The sequence below is a fragment of the Ruminococcus flavefaciens 007c genome (assembly GCF_000571935.1).
Lineage (GTDB): Bacteria > Bacillota > Clostridia > Oscillospirales > Ruminococcaceae > Ruminococcus > Ruminococcus flavefaciens_F.
In genome coordinates, this window is sequence record NZ_ATAX01000022.1 from 72602 (window position 1) to 93017 (window position 20416).

The following is a 20416-nucleotide window of genomic DNA, read 5'->3' on the forward strand; positions in this document are numbered from 1 at the left end:
ATGTCTGAGTATAATAATAACAAACTTGGCGAACTGCGTCCCAATCAAATTATAACAACTTTCGGTCCAGGCGCTATTGTCGATGCAGTTAAAGATTCAGTCACTATACTTGATCTTCCATACTGGAAAGAAAAAGGACAAAGAATAATTGATGGAAGACTGGCTTCATATTTACGTGTCAATTGTTTTTATATGCCACGAACAAGTGGTAAATGTGATATACCTGTAGTAACTTTTCCGTATTATCATGTTTGCTCCAACATTATGTGTGGTCATCTTTTTGATGCAAGGAAGAATTTCGATTTAGATAAATACTTAATATATGGAGTCAGTTGCCCTAAATGTCATCGTCCAGCTTACCCATCACGATTTATTACCATATGCGAAAATGGACATATGCATGATTTCCCGTGGAAATGGTGGGTTCATCATGGAAATAAACAATGTAATGGCGAATTAAAGATGTATTCCATAGGAAATACATCTACACTTGCGGATATGTGGGTTGAGTGCTCCTGCGGAGATAAACGTAATATGAGCGGAGCTACACAGCGTGATAATTTTGAAGAATTGAGTTGTCAGGGACGGCATCCATTTCGTCCTTTGCATAAAGGAGATCACTGTAATAAACAGGTTATCCCTTCGCAGCGTGGTGCATCAAACGTGTATTTTGCTGTTACCAAAAGTGCAATATCAATTCCTCCATGGATCAATCCACTATACAATTTAATCGATGATCATCTTCATGATATTGAACTGTTAATGGATGAAACCGTGTTAGGTGAAGAACTTGGGATTTTAACAGCATACAAAAAATATTTTTCTGCATATTCATTTGATGAATACAAAGAAGCATTGCATAACCGTCTTAATAACATTAAAGAATTCACTGAAATCAAGCAGATGGAGTATAACGCCATTACTCACCATGATGATCCTGCCTATGAATCTAATAAAAAGCATTTTAAAGCTGAGGAAGATCCATTGCCTCAATATCTAAAAAAATACTTTGAAAGAATAATACGAGTAACAAGGCTTAGAGAAGTAAGAGTTCTTCTCGGTTTTACAAGAGTAGATGCACCTGATCCGGATGCTGATAATCAGCCTAATATCGTTGCACTTAGCAAAGGAAGCGGTCCAGAGCGCTGGCTTCCCGCTGCAGAAGTTAATGGCGAAGGCATCTTCATTGAGTTTAAGAAAGAGCAGATTGAAAAATGGATGAGTTCTGAAGCTGTAAAATCTATATCAAAGAAGTATTCAGATTCGTACAGAGATTTCTGCGAATCAAAGGGCTGGACAATTTCAGTTATGCGTAATGCTGTCTATGTTCTCATGCATACATTTGCTCATCTTTTGATAAAGCAAATGTCCATGTCATCAGGTTATTCATCTTCAGCTATAAGAGAACGAATTTATTTTAGCGAAAAGATGTCGGGAGTATTGCTGTATACAGGCAGTGCTGACAAAGAAGGTTCGCTTGGCGGTTTAGTTGAATTAGGTACTATCGATCAGATGACAAGGCTCATGAAAGATGCTTTCCAGGAAGCTCTTGTTTGCACCAATGACCCTGAATGTATGAATACTCTCCCTGCTGGTAAGAACTCTAACGGTGCAGCTTGTCATTCTTGCTGTATGATATCTGAAACTGCTTGTGAAAACGGAAATAGGATGCTTGACAGAGGACTTGTTGTACCCGTTCCGGGACGTGAAGAAACCTCATACTTTAAAGAATTGGTGAATGAACTATGCCAGGTAGAGATATAAATAAAGAGATCCTAATCAATACGATAAAAAGCGATTATTCAAACGGTACATCAAATTCTGTGGAATTACTAAAAAGGAATTACCCTGAGCTATCTCATCAGAAATGTGAAGATATAGCGGAGTTAATAACTGAAGCTATTGCGACTAATGACACAGATAAAGTGTCAATCGTTGCTACTGCACCGCCTTCTTTTGCAATTAACGCAAGAACAACCATGAGCGTTGTTAATTCAATGATCAATAGTGCAGAAAGAAATATTCTTATTACAGGATATTCACTCTCCTCCTATTTTTCCGATTTAGTTGATGTGATAATAAATAAAAGCCAGCGCGGTATTTTTGTTAAGTTCTTCGTCAATGATATTGAAAGTCAGCAAGAATTCGATAAGATTTTGCGTTATAAGAGTCGATTCTTAAATATTTACAATTATAAACCTGTTGATGATGATAAGATGTCAGCATTACACGCTAAGGTATTATCTGTTGACGGTCAATCTACATTAATTACTTCAGCAAATCTGTCTTATCATGGTCAGCAAGGCAATATAGAGCTTGGTACAAAAATCGAATCCAAGAGCATTGCTAAGCAGATAGATGATATTTTTACAAAGCTTATTTTTTCAAAAGTATTTGTTCAGCTCTGATTTGATAGCTATCCTCAAACTAAAACAACAGAAACACTACATTTAATTATCAGGAGTTTTCAATGCATAACGATATTATTTCATTCTGTGACAAATGGCTTTTTCTATTTGATAGCGACAAAGTATTTGATTTTGAAAATGACTTTGGCGATGACTGTGAAAAAATGTCTTTCAAGATGGATCTATTTAATAGTTTCCGTGATGCCTTTCCTGACGCAACAGATGCAACATGGAAAACTGAAGAACTTGAAAGGGTTATTAATAATATAAATAATCCTGCCATACTTGGTTCTATGCTTTTCTCACAATGGCGCTCCCTAACACACTGGATTATGATATATAATCTTGATGATTACATCGACTGGTTCAAAATAGTCCTTACACGACTTAAAGAAATCTGCTGAACAAACAATAAATGAATATGGTTGCAGTTTATAATATAACGATTTAATCATGAAAGAAAAAGGTCGGTTCTGATGCCGACTTTTTTCAAATTGATACTTATAACATAGGTGCTCTTTTTCAACACCTATGAAGAAAATATCTTACTATTGAGGACAATCCTCCGGTCTTGACATCTATTGCAACTCAGATGTCAAGACTAATATGATAATTTTTGATACAATAAAGACATCAAATAAAGGAGGTACTCAGTACTATGAAAGATAACATTCTTGAAAACGCCTTATCTATCATTGATAAGAATATTCGCCTTGATCATAAGGAAATAACAAGGAAAATTTACGCAGAAACAAATTATTGTGATCAGGATTACAACAAATTTCTTGCGGTGATTTCTTCAGGTGATCTTACTTTAAAGGATTATATCCGAAAAAGAAGACTGTATTTAGCTGCTGATGAACTGATCAATAACCCTGATAAGTCAATAGTCGATATCTCGTCAGAATTCGGTTATTCCGAGCAAACAGCATTTACAAGAGCTATAAAAAGAGAATTTAACAAAACACCAACAGAAATCCGCAAGAACCAAAAGCCAGTTCCCGATGTCAGAAAAATACTGGAGAATCATCTTGCCAATAAGAGCAGACTCGATTCTATTCTCGATAGATTTGAATCTGATAATCTAAGTAATACCGACTGGGACTACTTTGAGACATTTATCCATGCAACAGATGAATATGGGTTCGATACTTCAACCTGTTGCCTGATATCTGAACTATCAGAGAGACTATCAGTTCCATTTGCTCATCTTTTAGAACGTTGTTTCGATATGATGATTGATTACAATCAGTATTCTGAAGATTACATGACGGAAAAACTCGATTTTATGGAAGAAGCGGGTATCGAAAGTGAAGATGAATTAAAAAAGCTGTGTCATCATTATGACTGTAAATGGTATGAGCTGAGCTTTGGTAAAGTTCAGATGTATCGTTTAGGTATTGATTCACCAGAAGAACTAACTAAAATATGGAACTATTATAACTGTAAATGGATAATGGGCGAACCCTATCCTATTACAAAGCAAATGGTACAGGATTATCGTAAAAAAACAAAATAATAACGGAGGGCAGGAAGAATGTATATTGCATTTGATAAAGAACAAAAGAGAATATCTATCAATGACGCTGTTCAGGGCGATACATTCTTCTGCCCAATTTGTCTTGAGAGACTGTTTGTAAAAGCCGGAACTGAAAGAGCACGTCATTTTTCTCACTATCCTAAGTGTGAATGCAATGATGGCTGGAATGGTCAATATGATATGTCTGAATGGCACTATGAATGGCAGAATAGATTTCCGGCTGATAACCAGGAAGTAGTTGTTCAATGGGACGATATTCGGCACAGAGCAGACGTGCTTGTGGACAGAACAGTCGCTGAGTTTCAGCATAGTCCCTTATCCGCCGGAAAGTTTAATGACAGAAATGTCTTCTATCATAATAATATTGGATACAAAGTTGTCTGGCTTTATGATATGCGCGAAGACTATGAAAGCGGACAATTAAAGGAAAAGAACAATAATATCTTTTCTTGGAGCAAACCAAGATCTACTTTCAGAAAATACAACCTTCGTGCCGGAGCAATAGACCTTTTCTTTCAAATATCTGATGATAATGAATGTATATTGCAAATACATGAATTCTATGAAGGCTTCTTTCAAATCAAACAAAGATTTACAAAAGAAGCCTTCTTATCTTATATCGGTCTGACTGACGGAAGATGTCTTCCACCGCTGCACATAGACACTAATATAGATGAGGAATATCAACGTTTTTCTGAAAAGTATAATATTGTTCTTAATCTTCAGCAACAACGAGCTGTCCAGGCTGTGAGTGGAGCAAATCTTATGATTGCAGTACCAGGTAGTGGAAAAACTACTGTTATGGTTGCAAGAATGGGATATATGATTTATTGTAAAGGTATTGCTCCCGAGAATATTCTTGCTATAACTTATACTAAAAGCGCAACAAATGATATTAAACAGCGCTTTGCTCAAAAGTTCGATAAAAACATAGCCGATCGTCTTAATATACGCACTATCAACTCTTTATGCGAACAGATCATCACAAGATATGTTCAAAAGTATAATAGACCAAATCGCTATAAACTGCTTAATGAAAATGAACAATGTGCAATTATCAAATCAATCTACACAAGCATAACTGGCGATAAATTTCCACACGAAGCTGATATTATCGAAGCACAAACCAAAATCAGTTATATAAAAAACATGATGCTGACAACTCCTGAATTAAGAGAGGAGTATCTGCCCGAAGACTCCATCTATGAGAATTTCTATAACAAATATGAAGATGCTTTGAAATCAAATCAACGTATGGATTATGACGATCAACTACGCTTCGCTAAGATTTTCCTTGAAAAAAAACCTGACCTTCTTTGTGAATTTCAGGATAAATACCAGTACATTTGTGTTGATGAAGCACAGGATACATCTAAAATTCAACATGAAATAGTCAGATTGTTAGCTTCAAAGCGGAATAATGTTTTTATGGTTGGTGATGAAGATCAAAGCATTTATCGTTTCCGTGCAGCTTATCCACAGGCACTTTTGAGTTTTGCGGATATATATATTAATCCGTATGTTCTGTTTCTTGAAACAAATTACCGTTCAACAAAGCAAATAGTTTCAGCTGCTCAGAGTTTTATTAGTCATAATATTAACCGTCATTCTGAGAAATATATGAGATCAAGCCGAGGAGACGGTAAGCCGATAAAACGTATTAATGTCATGAAGAAACATGAGCAGTATTCTACTGTTGCAGAAGCATCCATGCAAGATCATGGTCAAATGGCAATACTCTACCGGAACAATGCAAATGCCATTCCTCTTATGGATCTCTTTTTACGAAAAAATATCCCATTTCAACGCCTGAAAGATGCAGGTGAAAACTTTTTTACCTGCAAAGTTGTTCAGGATATTGTATATTTTCTAAGATTCGCTATCAATCCTAATGACGCAGATGCTTTTAAGCAGATCTACTATAAGTGCGGCTATGGTTTCAACCAGCGAGCTGCAAATTGGAGCTGTACAAAATCGCTCCAAAAAGGCATTTCCATTTCCGATGAACTGATTAATCAACTGTCAAAGTGGCGGTCATTAGAGCAAAAAGCATTGGATTTTAAGGAAAAAATGAAGAGGATTGCTGCTTCCGCTCCACAAGATGCAATTGATATGATCTGTAATTATTGGTATCGTGACTATGCAAGAGAAAAAGAGCTCGACATAGGTAAATGCGATATCCTATACTCTTTAGCTGTACAGGAAAAAACAATTACAGGTTTTCTTGAACACTTGGAGCTATTGCCGAAACTTATTGAGAACTATCACTGTTCAGCAGAAAATCCGGTCATTCTTTCCACTATTCATTCTGCGAAGGGTTTAGAATTCGATATTGTCTATATAGTTGATGCCTATGACGGTAGTTTACCTCACTCAGACAGAGAAACCGCAAAAGAACAGGAACGGATTGATAACTATGAGGAAGAACGTCGTTTGTTTTACGTTGCAATCACAAGAGCCAAAAACGAATTGTATCTTCTTAGCGTAAACGAATATAGAACCGCATTTATCAACGAAATTGTCCCTGAAGCACATACTAACAAAGATAACGAAGTTAATGTAGTGTTTAAAGACAAACATACACTTCTTTCTGATACACTAAAGCCAATTATTGTGTCAGGTATGATTAACAACGTTACAGAAACAACGTCCATTCCCGCTCAACCATATAAAAGAAGCATCAGCGAATATATTTCAGAGACAAATGATCAACCAAACCCTGTTTCTGAAGAAAAAACAACTATGTCAAAACAACAGAAATATGAAATAGGTCTATCTGACGTTTCAGATAAATTTACACAGCAGACAAGCATTATTCGTGACAGATTCGGCGCAAGATGGGTTAAGTGTGTCAAATGCGGAGCGATCAAGCAAGATTATGAGTTTTCATCGTATGGTGGAGAAAACACTGTCAATCTTGGCACTTGCGGTGAATGCAGCCGAAAGCGAAGTTAAAAGACTTATTCGTTGAAGGGACTCCCAAAACAGGTGGACGTTATCAGAGTAAATCAACTTTGACCCCACTGGAGTCAAAGTTAAAAAAGAGGGCTTCTGCATCTGCAAAAGTCCTCTTGTCATAGCTATGATTTACTCAGTGCCTTGCCTAACAGCAAGTACAATGATGCGTTTTCATCATTCATCGTTCTGAAACTGGTCACAATCTCTTTCTCTCGGTCATTCAGAACAGTAACCTCCCCGTCCTCGTTGAAGAACTCAGAGAGCGTGATTCCCATAGGAGTGAGCAGTTTTTTCAGTGTTTCGATAGTCGGCTGATTCTTGCCGTTTTCAAGGTCGCTAATGTGACCTTGTGAAATATCAGAGTCCTTAGAAAGTCTGTAAATGCTGAACTCTTTAGCTTCTCTGAGCTGTTTCAGACGCTTGCCGTATTCCATTCCGTTTCACTCCCTTTTGGATTGTCAATTACCATTATAATACTTTTTAACGAAGATTTTAATTCAAAAGAGCCGAACTAATTACTTATTTATTCGGATATATCGTTATTATAGGAAGCGAAAGTGATTATTACTCACTATAACTGTGAAAGGAGGATATTAAATGAAGAAAAAACTGTTGCTCGCAGCTATACTGTTTGTGATGACAATAACATCGTGTGTTCCTTATAATACCGGAAACGATGCTTCTGATACAGATACATCTACTTCCTCAGCTCAGACAGAAATCGTTACTTCTGAAATGGAAAAAGGAACAAGTTCTGAAACAACCACCTCTGCTGTTTCCACAACATCTGTAACTGAATCAACAGCGGTTTCAGAGACAACAACATCAGCAGCAACTACCGTAGAACCTGAAAAGCCAACTACTCCGTTTTCTCTCAGTAATATTCCTCCATTCAGCAATACGCCTTACTATGAGGTCAACAACAATAAACCGTTCTTTACTAACGATGAGATTACAACACAGTCCTATGAATACTATCCCAATCTTGATAGTTTGGGCCGCTGTGGTGCGTGTATAGCTGCATATCCCTTGATATGATGCCGACAACAGAACGTGAAGGGATAGGAATGGTAAAGCCGTCCGGCTGGCATCTCGACAAGTATGACTTTGTTGACGGCAAGTATCTGTTCAACCGCTGCCATCTGATTGGTTATCAGCTCACAGGCGAAAACGCCAATCTCAGCAATCTTATAACAGGCACCAGATACATGAATATTCAGGGTATGCTCCCTTTTGAGAACAAAACTGCCGGATATATAAAATCTACCGGAAATCATGTGATGTACAGAATAACACCTGTATTTGACGGTAATAACTTAGTCGCAACAGGTGTTCTGATGGAAGCTTATTCGGTTGAAGATAACGGACAGGGACTGTGTTTCAATGTTTTCTGTTATAACGCTCAGCCAGGTGTGGTGATTGATTATTCAACAGGTGAAAATCATCTTGATGAAAACTCAGATGTTATTATCCTCGATCCTTTTGTCGAAGATCCTGCTGAACCGCCTGTTATTGACCGTGATATGCCTGACTCGGAAGATAATCAGTCGCAGACATACATACTTAACAAGAATACGAAGAAGATACATTATCCGTGGTGTTCCTCGGTTGAGGATATGGCGGAGCATAATAAACAGGAGTTTACAGGAGATATAAATGAAGTAATCAGTCAAGGCTATTCTCCGTGTAAACGGTGTAATCCTTCTTGATATGGAGATGATAAACTATGACAGATAAAATGAAATGGACCAGAGAACCTGAAAAATACAAGATCAGTGATGAGCGAATAGAGATAGTGACTGAACCGCACACCGACTTATGGCAGAGAACATATTATCATTTCCGCAATGATAATGCTCCCGTTCTGCAAATAGAGACAGATGAAAAATACTTCTCCTTTATAGTCAAAACCGATTTCACTGACAGTCATCATCGCTTCGATCAGTGCGGAATTGTGATGTATCTTGATTCAGAAAACTGGCTGAAAGCCTCGGTCGAATACGAAAATGAAGAATTTCAGCATTTAGGCTCGGTTGTCACCAATCACGGTTATTCCGATTGGGCTACAACAGCTATCCCTTCAGATGTAAAGGTCATTTGGTATCGTTTCAGCCGCCGTGAGGACGATTACTGCATCGAGAGTTCCCATGACGGTGTGAACTTCACTCAGATGCGTGTTTGTCATGTGTGGGAAGGCAAAGATATGATACGCTTTGGTATCTACGCTTGTAGTCCGGAAGATTCGAGCTTTAAGGCTGTGTTTACTGATATGAAGATATCCGAATGTGCTTGGAAGGCACATGACGGACAGCAGCCGGATTGATTTTACATTGGAGGTGACTTCATGTGTACTTGGTTCTATGCAGATTACAAGTATCTGTCGGGTTATATCAATAAAGCACAACAACTCCCGCTTGCCGACAATATTATGAACGCTATGTCGAAGTCGAAAGCAATGTCGGGTAATATCCGTCCTACTGATATGGCAGCCGTACTTGCACCGAACAAGCAAGGAAACGTGGCTGTATTCCCTATGATTTGGGGCTTTACACATGAGTCAACTCCTAAACCACTTATCAACTGCCGTATCGAGACTGCCGACCAGAAGCCCTTATGGAAGGACTCTTGGTTCAGGCGGAGATGCGTGATCCCTGCGTCATGGTACTATGAATGGGGCATACCGCCGTCGGAAGTCGGTTTCCATAACGCTAATGAACAGAACAAGATCAAAAAAGAAAAGTATGCGATTCAGCCCGAAGGAGCTGAAATTACATACCTTGCCGGATTGTACCGCTTTGAGGAGCATAGAGGTATTCAAGTACCGATGTTCACCGTGTTGACAAGAGAAGCAGTCGCTCCCGTAAGCAGTATCCATGACCGAATGCCGCTTATTCTCGGCAAGGAAAGCCTGAGCGAATGGATACGTCCTAATGGTGATCCTAATAAAATCGCTAAGATAGCTCTTACGAAGATGATAATGGAAAAGGCAGCGGACTATCCTGAGCCAAAGCCAGCGTTTATGCAGATATAAACATATCGGCTGATTGACACCTTATAATAGTGATTGGTTTAATAGCAGGTTCTTATGAGCCTGCTATTTTTATTGAATGAAGGATATCTGAATTTGAAATGTGCATAGACGATGCAAAATGTGCATAGACCTTGTGCATAGATGCCTTACGATGTGCATTTGTGCTGTGCAAATCAATGCTCAAAGTGTGCATTGTTTAGTATATGTATTGACGCACATTTCACTTTGTGATATACTAAAGGCAACAGGAAAAGAAATGGAAAAAGCGTCACGAACGGCGCAAATACGATAATGGCAAAGGAGGTGTAATTATGAATGATGTAATGAAGGGTATGCTGATTGTCTTGGTTATCATCTATGTAATTTCTCCAATTGATTTTGTGCCAGGACCGGTAGATGATTTCATTGTGATCTTGCTGGGACTGGCAAGTCAGAAGAAAATAGAGAACAAACAGTAAGACGGCATAGGGCGAATGCCGGAGATAAGGTGTTCGCCCTATACTATCAAGGAGGTAATCATATGTCTGACAATAAAGATTTTAGAAGTGAGTTTCTGAAAGATGGTAAGAATGTTATCATCAGCAAAAAGATGAAGGAAATACGTCTCAGTCGAGGTATGACACAAGGTGATGTAGCAAAGGAACTACATATCGACCGTTCAGTGTATGCCAAGTATGAAACGGGTAAGCTGACACCTACACAAGAAAGAATTCAGGAATTTGCCGATGTCTTTGACATTGATATCAATGAACTTGAGAAATGTGTTTCTGCTGTTATTCCAGATACATCGGCACTTCTGAAAAACAAAAGATTGCTTACAATGCTCTTAGAAGACTTTGATCAGGTAATCATTCCGGACACAGTATTGAACGAGCTTGACTATCAGAAAGATAAGGGCAGAAATAAAAAGATCGCTTGGCAGGTAATGATGACAATAGATGAATATCGCACACGTTTTCGTGAACGAATGTTATTTGAGAGAAGCAGCCACTTCAAGCAGGAAAAAAATGATGCAAAAATTATAGAACTGGCTGAGCAGCTAAATAGAAAGCTGAATAAAGTAATCTACCTTATCCATGACGATATTGGTATGTCACTTTCATATGATAACAGTATTCTCTTAAAGGATTATATAGCCAAACGCTCTAATAATACTAATTATGCATCATTTCTTGCCCTCGACGAAGAGTACGAACATTTCGACGCATTTCAGAAAATGATGCCTGATCTCGACTTAAATATGTATTTGCCTGATGGTATGACTTTGCTTATTAGTTGTATCAGATGCAATGATGAAGATAAGTGCTCCGAAAGAGATGGTTTTTACATTTCTGACACTAAGCAGTATAAAAAGCTCAAATTTTTAATTGAAAACGGTGCTGATCTCGATAAAACAGATAACAGCAGATATTGTTTGACACCGCTTGCACATTGCGTTCAAAAAGGTAATTTCAAGCTGTTTAATCTCTTGCTTGAGATGGGAGCAGATTATAACAAAGGCTCTGTCGATGAAACCACGCCAAGTCATTTGAAAATGCAAAACATCAATGAAGGAAATACACCTTTGATGATCGCTTGTTGGCACGCAAATAAAAAATTTGTTGAAAAGTTGTGTAGCCTTCCTGACATATCCTTAAATCAGCAAGATAGTAATGGGTACACGGCTCTAATTAAATGTGCTGTGCAAAGATATAACAGGATAAAAGAAGGCAAAAAAGTCGATTATGTTGAATCAATCTATCGCTATCTTTTGTCATTAGACAAGGTGGATACTCTGATTCGTGACAGACAGAATCGAACAGCAAAAGACTGGTGGATTTTAGGAGATGAGCTGAGAAAGGAATTGGAACAGAATGATTGATCGCGCCTGTATCAGTATCAATAATCGCTGTAATCTGAACTGCTCTTACTGCCACTTTCATACTGCTGAAAAGGCAGTATACCTTGCAGGGAAAGAAATGAATGTATTTTCGATACTTGACAATATCATGCAGCACATTAACAAGTATGATATTGAAGTGTTCAAGCTCGGTTTTGTGGGCAATGGTGAGCCTTTACTTGACTATGAAGCACTACACGAATACATTAAATACATCAGCGATTACCTTTCCGCCAACAGAATCGCTGCCTATACTATAACAAATGGAACGCTCATAACCGAGAAAATGCTCGATTTCTTCAAGGAAAACAAGGTCAATGTCGGCTTCTCAATAGACGGAATACCAGAGATACACAACCAGTTAAGGTGCAATACACATTCGGAGGTCATGAAGGCTATTGAACTGTATCATTCGGTAAACGGCTACTATCCTTCAATGAACTGTACCATTGGCAGAGATGTGCTCAAAAAGGCAGAAGATACAATTGCTTTCTTTGAACCGTTCGGCAGCAGGATAACATTCTCAAGAATGATCGGTGCAGGCGGTATATCTTTAGATCAGTTCCACTGTTTCCTTGATAAAGCCAAGCAAAGACTCAATGTTCGTACCGGAGGCTACGATTCTGTAATAAATGTGGTAAAGAAAATCAAGATGGGGCTGTCTTTTGTTCTTCATGTGGTGCAAACTTGACAGAAATAAATAATAATCAGTCAGAGAATGCAACATCTACTGCTGTTCCTAAAAAGAAAGTTTCCGTTATAGGAATCATACTTATGGTTTTGGGTGGTATGTTTGCTTTCTTCATTCTCATCTGTATAGTATTTGCAATATTTGGTGATGATATTGACGAGGAGAATGGAATGTATTCTTCATCAAGCACCTCTCATTCATCAAGCACCGATAAAAAAGAAACAAGTAATTACTTTGAAAAAGAATTGGGTTTATCTGAAGAAGAAGCTGTTAAAAATTTAGCTACCGAGGCAATAAAATCGAGACTAACCAAATATGAAACACCTGTTTATAATTTAAACATACTTGAAAAAGATGAATATTACAATTACATCGTAGGTGCAGAAACTAAAAACAATCTTACAGTTTGGTGGCGTGTTCTTATAAAAATTGACACTAAGAGTGGACTATATAATTCGTATGTTCTTACTTCTGGTATGGATGATGAAGATGGAAATAGAATTGCAAAAGATGACTGTATTAACGAGTTTAAAACTCGAAGCAAATATGGATGGGGAAAAGAAAATAATATAGAACCTTAACAATAATGATCTTAAGGCACTTCGCTTGAAGTGCCTTTTTAAAGTTCCACATACCCGCAATCCAGCACGCTTAGTTTTGTATGCTCGCTATCCTGCGGATCAACAATATCATAGGTGATTGAGCTGCACCGTAGTTCGTTGCAAAGCTCTGTTGCCCGTTTCAGGAAATCCGGCGGTATCTCGGTATGAGAGCCGTCATTTTTTATGAGCTTTATGCCGTTTCTCCGCAAGTCCTCGATGAAATCCTCACTCGTCATTATCCTGTTCCTCGGTGCTTTCCTCACCCTCGCTTGTTTCAATGGTGAGAACGTGCGTGTAGATCATGTGGTCATTCAGGCAGTCCAGAGAGCAGTAGCTCTGATTGGTGTCCTGATGCTTGTAATAGCTCTTGCCTGCGGGTATTTCCTTATAACAGTTCGCACAAAACATTATTCCTCGTCCTTCCATAAGTAAATCATTGCTTCGTTGACGGCTCGCTGTGCCTGCATACGGAGCAGATTGCCGATAGAGCCTGAGATATTGATAGCTCCCATTTCGTTGGCTATCTGATATTCACGGCTCGACTGCATCAGAAGCTCGGTCTGACGGTTTACAGCGTCCGTGACTTTGGTATCAAGCTCGTCAAGGTGCTTGTAAATTTCACCCTTGTCCACGATCTCCTGCAAGAGTTCGGGCCGCTTATCTTCAATGTGATGCAGATAATATCTGATGTGGTCGGTGTGGAACACATAACGCTCCTTTTTGCCCGTCTTTGGGTTGATATGCGTGACCGTCTGTGTGTCAGTGTCAACAGCCCACAAGGGTAAGCCGTCCCATTCCTGTTTGCTCTTGAAGATCATGTGATCACTTCCGTTTCCGTGTGAAGTAGTACGCTGCACCTCCGACTCCTGCGAGAGCTGCCACTCCTGCAACAACAGGCAGAGGATTTGTCTCAGACTGCGCAGGATTGCCCTCAGAACCGCCTGACGTACTGTCGGGAGTATCGTTACCCTCTGCGGAAGAAGCGCCCTCAGAAGCCGTTCCCGTTCCTCCTGCGACCTCTCCGATCACTCTCGGACTGTCCGCACCGTTATCGTTGATCTGATAACCGCCTGTACTTTCTTCGGGTTCGTCTTTCAGCGTACTGAACGGAGGAAAGCTGTCTACGGTATTACCGTTCTTGTCTATCATCTGCCAGTTGCCGTTCAGGAGCGTGAAGCTGTAAAGGTTGTCCTCAGTTTTAATAGTCCAGCCTCCGTCGTTATCGTCCTCAAAGTCCCAGCCGTCGATCAGGTCACGGTAATATCTGCGGTATCCGTGTGTGACCTCTCCTACATCGGTCCAGTCATAAGCTCCTGTGCCGTAGTTATCGTCAAGCCATTTGTCAAGCAGATGATGCTTGTACGATGCTTCGGGATATTCAAGTCCGTTATCGCCCTTGCCGTTCCAGAGATCTTCCCAAATGGCAGTTTCAAGGCTTTCACGGTCAGGTGCTTCGGCACCATAAGCGGTAAAGCCTGAGCTGAGTGCAAGTACGGTGCAGAATAACGCTGTAATAATCTTTTTCATGATGATGACTCTCCTTTATATTTCAGCTATTGTTCTTAAAATAGAATTCTAACGCCTTTTCAATGGTTTCCGTGATTTCTTTGGGCTTAGTACCCTCTGCGAAATACTTGGTATAGGTATAATTGCTGATCTTCACGCTCTTTGGCTTCGGTGTCTGCTCACTATCATCACCATAGATAATGCTGTGAACAGTATCACGGTCGATATATCCGTCGCTTTCGGCAGATGCACGGAGCATCTTGGCGATTTTAAATTCGATCTTATCTTCCTCAGCACACTCGGCAACAATAGCCTGCGTATCTTCCGACAGGAAAGAAAGCTCCACGCCTGTCCTGATAGCAATATCTCCGCTGTCCACAAGGGCTTTCAGCCTGTCAATCAGCTTGTTTATGCGGATAAGACGGATAACTGAACCCTTGCTTACACCATATTCCGCACCGACTGTTTTTCCGCTGTCTAACTTTGACCCCACTGGAGTCAAAGTTGATTCCTCGACTTCTGCATTAGGATTTTCAAGGAGTTCAAGCTCCCTGAGAATGTCATTTCTCTTGCCCTGAGAGAACATTTCGTTATGACGGAGAGCAACAGCGGCAGCCTGTTCTGATATTCTGAGATTTTCAAAGCCTCTCTGCATAACATTACTCTCGATAACGTACATTTCGGCTTCGTCCTCGGTTAATCCTGCCTTGATGATAGCAGGCACGGAAGGAAGTCCTGCGAGCTTTGAAGCATTCCAGCGGTTGTGACCGATAAGGATTTCATATCCGTCACCGTCGGGCTGTACGATAATCGGTGAAAGTACGCCGTTTTCCTTGATACTCGCTACCATATCTTCAAGGCGTTCGCCCGTGTAAAGCTCAAACTTGTGATTGTGGTACGGGTGGAGCATTTCGCAGGGTATCTGTTGTACGGCGGTCTGCTGTGTAAGCATAGCACTCAGGTCAAACTGCGGTGTATTCATCTTTTCTTCTTCCTTTCCATATCCGCAAGCTGTTTCCTCAGTTCACGGTTATCAATATCAAGCTCCATAATATGCTTTCGGAGCTTCTTTATCGTAACATCGGCACGGACAATAATATCCGCAAATTGTAAGAGCGTGAGCTTGTATCTCCGCTGATTGTAGTTGAATCCGTAGCAGAGCTTTCCTGAGAGCCTGTCACGGCTCTCGGAAAGGCTCCCGATGATCCTGCGTGACGTTTCGGCTACTGATTTGGTATGATCGGAGCTGAAATACTCGTCAAGCTCACCGTCATTGTGGGGAGTGAACAGCCACGGAGTTTTATCAGTATCATAGGGCTTCATGTCACGTTATCCTCCCCGTCATCTTCATCGGTGCAGTAGTCCAGTCCGTTCTGAATCTGAATGAGGATGCCTGCATAGCGGTCATGTTCCTCCTCAGTATCGCAGCACATTTTGGCTTCGAGGAAATAAACCATTGCTTCTTCACGATCGTCCCATACTCTTTCCATACCGTGACACTTGGTTGTTACTCCACGGTTCGGGTTCATTGCAAGTTCTGACATCTTTAACATCTTGAAAGCACCTCCAGAGCTAATTCATCATATTCTTTACCTATCCTGTGACCTGTGAGACAAAGCGGTGTGCCGTTCTCGGAGCTTTTGGCAGCTTCAACGGATTTGCTGATGCTTGTAGTGAAAAGCATAGCACTGTACTTTTCATTGAGAGTATCCATAGCCGTTCTGCTTACCTTTGTGCGGTCAACCATAGTCGGCAGCACTCCTACAAGGTTCAGCTTAGGATTGGTGTTGACCCTGACAAGCTGTGTGAGAGCTTCAAGGGATTGCAGACCGTCCATACTGAATTTCTGTGTCTGTACTGGGATAAGCACCCTGTCGGCGGCAGTGAGAGCGTTGATAAGGAGCGTTCCGAGTGACGGCAGGCAGTCAATAAGCACAAAGTCATAACCGCTGATAACATCTTCACTGAGTACCTTGCGGAGAATGTACTCCTTTGAGATCATCGTAACCATAAGAGTTTCCGCATTTGCAAGGTTTATATCGGACGGAATGTAGTCAACTCCTGCTGTTTCATTGTGGTGAATGGCTTTCTGTACTGTCTCGGCATTCAAGGGGTTGCCTGTATAGAGCGACATAATGAGCTGTGTCATAGTCGGGCTTCCGTCCTGTTCGTATTTCAGGTACTCGGAGAGATTAGCCTGCGGATCGAAGTCCACCAGAAGCACTTTCTTATCATGTTTCAGAGCAAGGCAGGCTCCGAGATTATAGGCTGTGGTCGATTTGCCGACACCGCCTTTCTGATTACTGATTGCGATGATAGTAGTTCCCATTTCTTTATCCTCCTGTGATTACGGTTCAGAACAGCGGTTCTTCGTCTGATCCGGCGTTGGTGTTATTGTTCTTCTTACCGCCTGAGAAGTGGATTTCTTCGACCTTTACCTCGGTTGAGTTACGCTTCTCTCCGTTCTTTTCATACTGGTTGATATGTACCGCTCCGACGAGTGTGATAATATCGCCTTTGCCGAACCAATCGACTACTACATCAGCGTTGCGGTTCCAGGCGGTGCAGGTAAAGAAGTCGGTTTCAGTTTTCTCCTCACCCTTTCGTTTCGGTCGTTCACAGGCGATAGTAAACTTGCAGAGGCGGTTATCGCCAACGGTCTTGATTTCGGGATCGGCAGTCATTCTGCCTGCGACTAAGAATTTGTTTAACATAGGATTTACCTTCCTTTCGTGGTTTGTGGTTTTTCGTGTTCCTTTTGTGATTTTATTATATATGACTTTAGGCATAAAGTCAAGTATAATTTTGAGAAGAAAATTATTTTTGTAGGTGCGCAGCAATCAGCACCCTGTTTTTGATATTTTCCCAGTGACATTTTCACAAAATTCACGTTATACTTGACTTTATGCCTAAAACGTGTTAGAATAAGGGAAAATACCGTTTTAAGGGGGAATACGCTTGTTTACTCGCAAATGTGAGATGTGCGGTATGGAGTTTCAGACCCCGTCCAGCCGTGCAAAGTATTGTATATACTGCCGTGATAAGGCTCAGGTCCAGAGGAACAGAGCCTATGCAGAAAAGAAGAAGTCCGGCTCGTCCGTTACAGTTGGCAGCGAACAGATATGTCCGAAGTGCGGTAAGACCTTTACCGTGACATCCGGCTCTCAGAAGTATTGCAAGGACTGTGTCTCCACAACCAAGCGTAAGAAAGTCCAGCCGACAGCGGAATACCTCAAAGAGAATTATGACTATATCCGCTTCAATGTTCCTAAAGGTGAAGGCGATGAAATCAAGGCTTACGCTCAGGAGCTTGGTATGACCGTAAAGTATCTGATGCTTGCGGCATTGAAAGAATACAGAGAACATCATTCTGATAAGGAGTAATCATTATGGGAATATCATTCAGACACTCAGCAGGCTTCGGAAAACGTATGGAGTATAACCTTGTAGGAAAGATGCTCATGGAGGGCTTAGATGTTTACCTTCCTCTTGTTGATGATCACGGTGTAGACTGTGTTATCAAAAAAGCAGACGGAACTTTTATCGAAATACAGATCAAAGCTCGCTCAAATGAAGTTACTGATGGTGACGCAGCTTTATTCTCTGCAATTACTCACGAATTAACTCCGAATTTCTACTTTGTTTTTTATTCTGAGAGACTTGATTCGATGTGGATCATGTCATCAGAGGAATTTCTAAGCGAATGTGTAACAAATAAGAACGGAAAGAATAAAGGTAAACGAAGTATCTGGTTTAACGGTAATAAAACTGATAAGACTACCGGAGAGAAAAAAGAATACTGTAAAGAGAAGTATGATAAATACCTATGTACAGACTTCTCCCGCTTTCATTAAGCTATTCCAAATCCCCATTCTTATTCTTCTTACGTTTCTGCTGTTGAGTGTCACGCTCCTGCCTGAGAAATTCATCAATATCGCGCTGAGCTTCGCCCAGTTCCTTTGCCTTGATCTTAACAGCTTCATACTGAGATTTTAACTGTTCACGCTCTTGTTTAAGGGCGTGAATTTTTTTCTCCGCCGCTTCGACCGATGGGATATGACCTGACGGATACCATTCGAGTATCTGTTTCTGACATTCCCCGTATTCATTCAGCTCGGAACTATGCTCTGTACGGAACTGCTTTGCCTGCCGTCCGCTGAGAGTTTTCAGCTCCGCAGCTACCTCACTAAGACGGCGATATTTTTTCAGAACCTTAACCTGTACGATAAGGTCATCAAGCTGTATATCGACTGCGTTTCTCTGTTCGGAAAGCTGACCTTTCAGTATAAAGGCAGCCATAGCTTCACCTTCGATTTCATCAGCTCTTATACCGTACTTGGAAGCGATATTTATGGACTTGCTGACTTGCTTCATATTTGCACGGTCAATGTAGTCTCTGAGATACTTGTTTTCCTGCACCTGAGCTGTCCGCTTAACCCTCGCCCTCGGAGCGTATGACATAACGCCCTTGTACATATCAATGCGTTTCTTTATCTGAGCTGTTTCGTAATACCAGCCCAGCGTTTTTGCACGGGTAAACTTAGCACGGGGGTTGCGTTCTTTCTGCTCGGCAAGCATAAATTTCAGGTCGATCTTATGGTCGGGATTGTACTCGACAAGAATGCCGTTCTCCCTGCATTTTTTCAGAAAATCATCGAAGTCATCACTCTGCTTCGCCACTTGGTCAATCGCATATTTCAGCTTCGCTTTCCATGAGAGTCCCTTACGGTTCATTGCCCACTCCCAGTAGGACATTCCCTTATCAGGTTCGGGGCAAATAATGACTGACAGATTATGTTCCTTGCATACCTTATCTGATATTTCCCGAAGCTTATTATATGAGCGGTCTTTCTGAGTGTATCTGCGGTTCTCGTTAGTCTCAAAAGTGCGTCCGTTCCATTGGTTTACGTTGTTGAATATAACGTGCAGATGAATATGGTCACGATCGTTGTGGACTGCAAGAAAATACTGATACTCTCCCTTGAGGAAACGCTCACACATTTCCTTGCCAACTTGCAATGCCTGTTCGGGTGTGATCTCCCCAGGTGCAAAGCTCTGAATGAAGTGCTGTGAGAGGACTGTACTTAAACCCGTTCCAAGCTTCCTGATCTGCTCAAAATCACGGCTCGCCTGATAGGGATCTTCGCTGCACCCTGACGTTAAAATCAATCTGCCGTTGTTGGTCTTATCGGGATTGGCGATATACGCTAATGCTTTAGCCTCAGTAGCTGTGATTGGAAATATCTTAGTGGTTGCCAAATCTGATTGATTTCCTCCTTGATTTCAGCAATATCTTCATCGTAAACTTTGCCTGTGCTGTTAGCTCTTACGGCTATCTGATTTACGTTGTTCGCAATCGTTGTCATAAGGCGGTGGATCTCCCTCAGCTCAGTCTCGCTGAAAATAACGATATGCCCCTCCATGATCATAGTCCTGATGAAGTCGCTCTTTGACTTCATACCGCTGTTCTGAAACTTGTTATTGATGGCTTCAAGTTCCTCGTCGCTGACTCGGAATTTAATGAACTGTGTTCGGCTGTCTTTCTCAGCATTTCTACTCGTTTTTATCACTTCCTTTCTGCTTTCAAAATCGGGGTTTTAGGGGTGTCCCTCTGACAAGCTATGCAAGGCGTTGTCACGGATTTCCGTGGGAACGAATTGCCGTGCTTGCTGGGTTTGATTTGCCCCCTTCGGGAGCAATTTCATTTTGAGCCTTCGGCTCACGAAAATACCCCCTCACTTATCAACCGACGTTTTTGAGTTTTTGGGGTTAAATAAGCCAAATGTTCACAGAAAGTTTAC

Annotated in this window: 26 protein-coding genes and 1 pseudogene; 15 read left to right on the forward strand and 12 right to left on the reverse strand. The window is 40.8% G+C overall.

Translation table 11 applies throughout. The features are described from left to right. From drmB to RF007C_RS16430, 5 genes are all read left to right on the forward strand, one after another. On the forward strand, window positions 1–1764 hold the full coding sequence (gene drmB, locus RF007C_RS06690; protein WP_028514506.1) for a DrmB family protein: 1764 nt from the start codon (window positions 1–3) through the stop codon (window positions 1762–1764). Continuing rightward, window positions 1746–2408: a phospholipase D-like domain-containing protein gene (locus RF007C_RS06695; protein ID WP_193385750.1), complete on the forward strand. Its 663-nt coding sequence runs from the start codon at window positions 1746–1748 to the stop codon at window positions 2406–2408. Before drmB ends, RF007C_RS06695 begins: the two co-directional genes overlap by 19 nt. A gap of 62 nt (window positions 2409–2470) precedes the next feature. Next, window positions 2471–2812 carry a hypothetical protein gene (locus RF007C_RS06700; protein ID WP_028514504.1) on the forward strand — a complete coding sequence of 114 codons (342 nt, stop codon included), beginning with the start codon at window positions 2471–2473 and terminating at the stop codon, window positions 2810–2812. A gap of 254 nt (window positions 2813–3066) precedes the next feature. Next, window positions 3067–3927 carry a helix-turn-helix domain-containing protein gene (locus tag RF007C_RS16425; RefSeq protein WP_028514503.1) on the forward strand — a complete coding sequence of 287 codons (861 nt, stop codon included), beginning with the start codon at window positions 3067–3069 and terminating at the stop codon, window positions 3925–3927. 18 nt (window positions 3928–3945) lie between these two features. Continuing rightward, a complete protein-coding gene (locus RF007C_RS16430; RefSeq protein ID WP_051456574.1) occupies window positions 3946–6903 on the forward strand; it encodes a competence protein CoiA family protein in 2958 nt (985 codons plus the stop codon). 125 nt (window positions 6904–7028) lie between these two features. Here RF007C_RS16430 and RF007C_RS06715 read toward each other — a convergent pair whose 3' ends face one another. After that, window positions 7029–7340: a helix-turn-helix domain-containing protein gene (locus RF007C_RS06715; RefSeq protein ID WP_037298487.1), complete on the reverse strand. Its 312-nt coding sequence runs from the start codon at window positions 7338–7340 to the stop codon at window positions 7029–7031. A gap of 163 nt (window positions 7341–7503) precedes the next feature. Between RF007C_RS06715 and RF007C_RS18035 the strand changes: the two genes are divergently transcribed. The 8 genes and pseudogenes from RF007C_RS18035 to RF007C_RS16445 all read left to right on the forward strand — a co-directional run bounded on the left by RF007C_RS18035 (window position 7504) and on the right by RF007C_RS16445 (window position 13088). Then, on the forward strand, window positions 7504–7944 hold the full coding sequence (locus tag RF007C_RS18035; RefSeq protein ID WP_051456575.1) for a hypothetical protein: 441 nt from the start codon (window positions 7504–7506) through the stop codon (window positions 7942–7944). 29 nt (window positions 7945–7973) lie between these two features. Next, entirely contained in the window at window positions 7974–8615 is a 642-nt protein-coding gene (locus tag RF007C_RS18040; RefSeq protein WP_051456576.1) for a DNA/RNA non-specific endonuclease, read from the forward strand. Window positions 8616–8632: 17 nt separating this feature from the next. Next, window positions 8633–9229, forward strand: a complete 597-nt coding sequence (locus tag RF007C_RS06725) for a DUF1349 domain-containing protein (RefSeq protein ID WP_037298490.1) — start codon at window positions 8633–8635, stop codon at window positions 9227–9229. Between the two features lie 21 nt (window positions 9230–9250). After that, window positions 9251–9937 carry an SOS response-associated peptidase gene (locus RF007C_RS06730; protein ID WP_037298491.1) on the forward strand — a complete coding sequence of 229 codons (687 nt, stop codon included), beginning with the start codon at window positions 9251–9253 and terminating at the stop codon, window positions 9935–9937. 311 nt (window positions 9938–10248) lie between these two features. Further along, a complete protein-coding gene (locus RF007C_RS17735; protein ID WP_193385751.1) occupies window positions 10249–10395 on the forward strand; it encodes a hypothetical protein in 147 nt (48 codons plus the stop codon). A 62-nt stretch (window positions 10396–10457) separates the two neighbouring features. Further along, window positions 10458–11798 carry a helix-turn-helix domain-containing protein gene (locus RF007C_RS06735; RefSeq protein ID WP_037298495.1) on the forward strand — a complete coding sequence of 447 codons (1341 nt, stop codon included), beginning with the start codon at window positions 10458–10460 and terminating at the stop codon, window positions 11796–11798. Beyond that, window positions 11791–12228 (forward strand): annotated as a pseudogene (locus RF007C_RS18295) (radical SAM protein); the annotation flags it as partial. The gene RF007C_RS06735 and the pseudogene RF007C_RS18295, both read left to right, overlap by 8 nt. A 275-nt stretch (window positions 12229–12503) precedes the next feature. Next, window positions 12504–13088, forward strand: a complete 585-nt coding sequence (locus tag RF007C_RS16445; RefSeq protein ID WP_082316715.1) for a hypothetical protein — start codon at window positions 12504–12506, stop codon at window positions 13086–13088. A gap of 38 nt (window positions 13089–13126) precedes the next feature. Here the strand turns inward: RF007C_RS16445 and RF007C_RS06745 are convergent, their stop codons facing one another. Genes RF007C_RS06745 through RF007C_RS06785 form a run of 9 tightly spaced genes read right to left on the reverse strand, consistent with a single transcriptional unit; the run spans window position 13127 to window position 17329 of the window. After that, window positions 13127–13345 carry a hypothetical protein gene (locus RF007C_RS06745; RefSeq protein ID WP_037298497.1) on the reverse strand — a complete coding sequence of 73 codons (219 nt, stop codon included), beginning with the start codon at window positions 13343–13345 and terminating at the stop codon, window positions 13127–13129. Continuing rightward, a complete protein-coding gene (locus tag RF007C_RS06750; RefSeq protein WP_037298500.1) occupies window positions 13335–13517 on the reverse strand; it encodes a hypothetical protein in 183 nt (60 codons plus the stop codon). Before RF007C_RS06750 ends, RF007C_RS06745 begins: the two co-directional genes overlap by 11 nt. Continuing rightward, window positions 13517–13927: a hypothetical protein gene (locus RF007C_RS06755; protein WP_051456579.1), complete on the reverse strand. Its 411-nt coding sequence runs from the start codon at window positions 13925–13927 to the stop codon at window positions 13517–13519. The genes RF007C_RS06750 and RF007C_RS06755 overlap by 1 nt, the downstream gene beginning before the upstream one ends. Before the next feature lie 4 nt (window positions 13928–13931). After that, window positions 13932–14636 carry a hypothetical protein gene (locus RF007C_RS06760; RefSeq protein ID WP_037298503.1) on the reverse strand — a complete coding sequence of 235 codons (705 nt, stop codon included), beginning with the start codon at window positions 14634–14636 and terminating at the stop codon, window positions 13932–13934. A gap of 22 nt (window positions 14637–14658) precedes the next feature. Beyond that, a complete protein-coding gene (locus RF007C_RS06765) occupies window positions 14659–15597 on the reverse strand; it encodes a ParB N-terminal domain-containing protein (protein ID WP_082316716.1) in 939 nt (312 codons plus the stop codon). Further along, a complete protein-coding gene (locus RF007C_RS06770; RefSeq protein ID WP_037298506.1) occupies window positions 15594–15938 on the reverse strand; it encodes a hypothetical protein in 345 nt (114 codons plus the stop codon). The genes RF007C_RS06765 and RF007C_RS06770 overlap by 4 nt, the downstream gene beginning before the upstream one ends. Further along, a complete protein-coding gene (locus RF007C_RS06775) occupies window positions 15935–16168 on the reverse strand; it encodes a hypothetical protein (RefSeq protein WP_037298508.1) in 234 nt (77 codons plus the stop codon). The genes RF007C_RS06770 and RF007C_RS06775 overlap by 4 nt, the downstream gene beginning before the upstream one ends. Beyond that, a complete protein-coding gene (locus RF007C_RS06780) occupies window positions 16162–16944 on the reverse strand; it encodes a ParA family protein (protein WP_037298510.1) in 783 nt (260 codons plus the stop codon). The genes RF007C_RS06775 and RF007C_RS06780 overlap by 7 nt, the downstream gene beginning before the upstream one ends. 25 nt (window positions 16945–16969) lie before the next feature. Further along, window positions 16970–17329: a single-stranded DNA-binding protein gene (locus RF007C_RS06785; RefSeq protein ID WP_037298586.1), complete on the reverse strand. Its 360-nt coding sequence runs from the start codon at window positions 17327–17329 to the stop codon at window positions 16970–16972. A 244-nt stretch (window positions 17330–17573) separates the two neighbouring features. Between RF007C_RS06785 and RF007C_RS06790 the strand changes: the two genes are divergently transcribed. Both RF007C_RS06790 and RF007C_RS06795 read left to right on the forward strand, forming a co-directional pair. Then, complete coding sequence (locus RF007C_RS06790) at window positions 17574–17999, forward strand: hypothetical protein (RefSeq protein ID WP_037298512.1); 426 nt, start codon at window positions 17574–17576, stop codon at window positions 17997–17999. A gap of 5 nt (window positions 18000–18004) precedes the next feature. Continuing rightward, complete coding sequence (locus RF007C_RS06795) at window positions 18005–18469, forward strand: hypothetical protein (protein ID WP_037298513.1); 465 nt, start codon at window positions 18005–18007, stop codon at window positions 18467–18469. Between the two features lies 1 nt (window position 18470). Here the strand turns inward: RF007C_RS06795 and RF007C_RS06800 are convergent, their stop codons facing one another. Next, window positions 18471–19874 carry a relaxase/mobilization nuclease domain-containing protein gene (locus tag RF007C_RS06800; protein WP_037298514.1) on the reverse strand — a complete coding sequence of 468 codons (1404 nt, stop codon included), beginning with the start codon at window positions 19872–19874 and terminating at the stop codon, window positions 18471–18473. After that, window positions 19823–20185: a plasmid mobilization protein gene (locus RF007C_RS06805; RefSeq protein ID WP_242836279.1), complete on the reverse strand. Its 363-nt coding sequence runs from the start codon at window positions 20183–20185 to the stop codon at window positions 19823–19825. The genes RF007C_RS06800 and RF007C_RS06805 overlap by 52 nt, the downstream gene beginning before the upstream one ends. Between the last annotated feature and the right edge of the window lie 231 nt (window positions 20186–20416).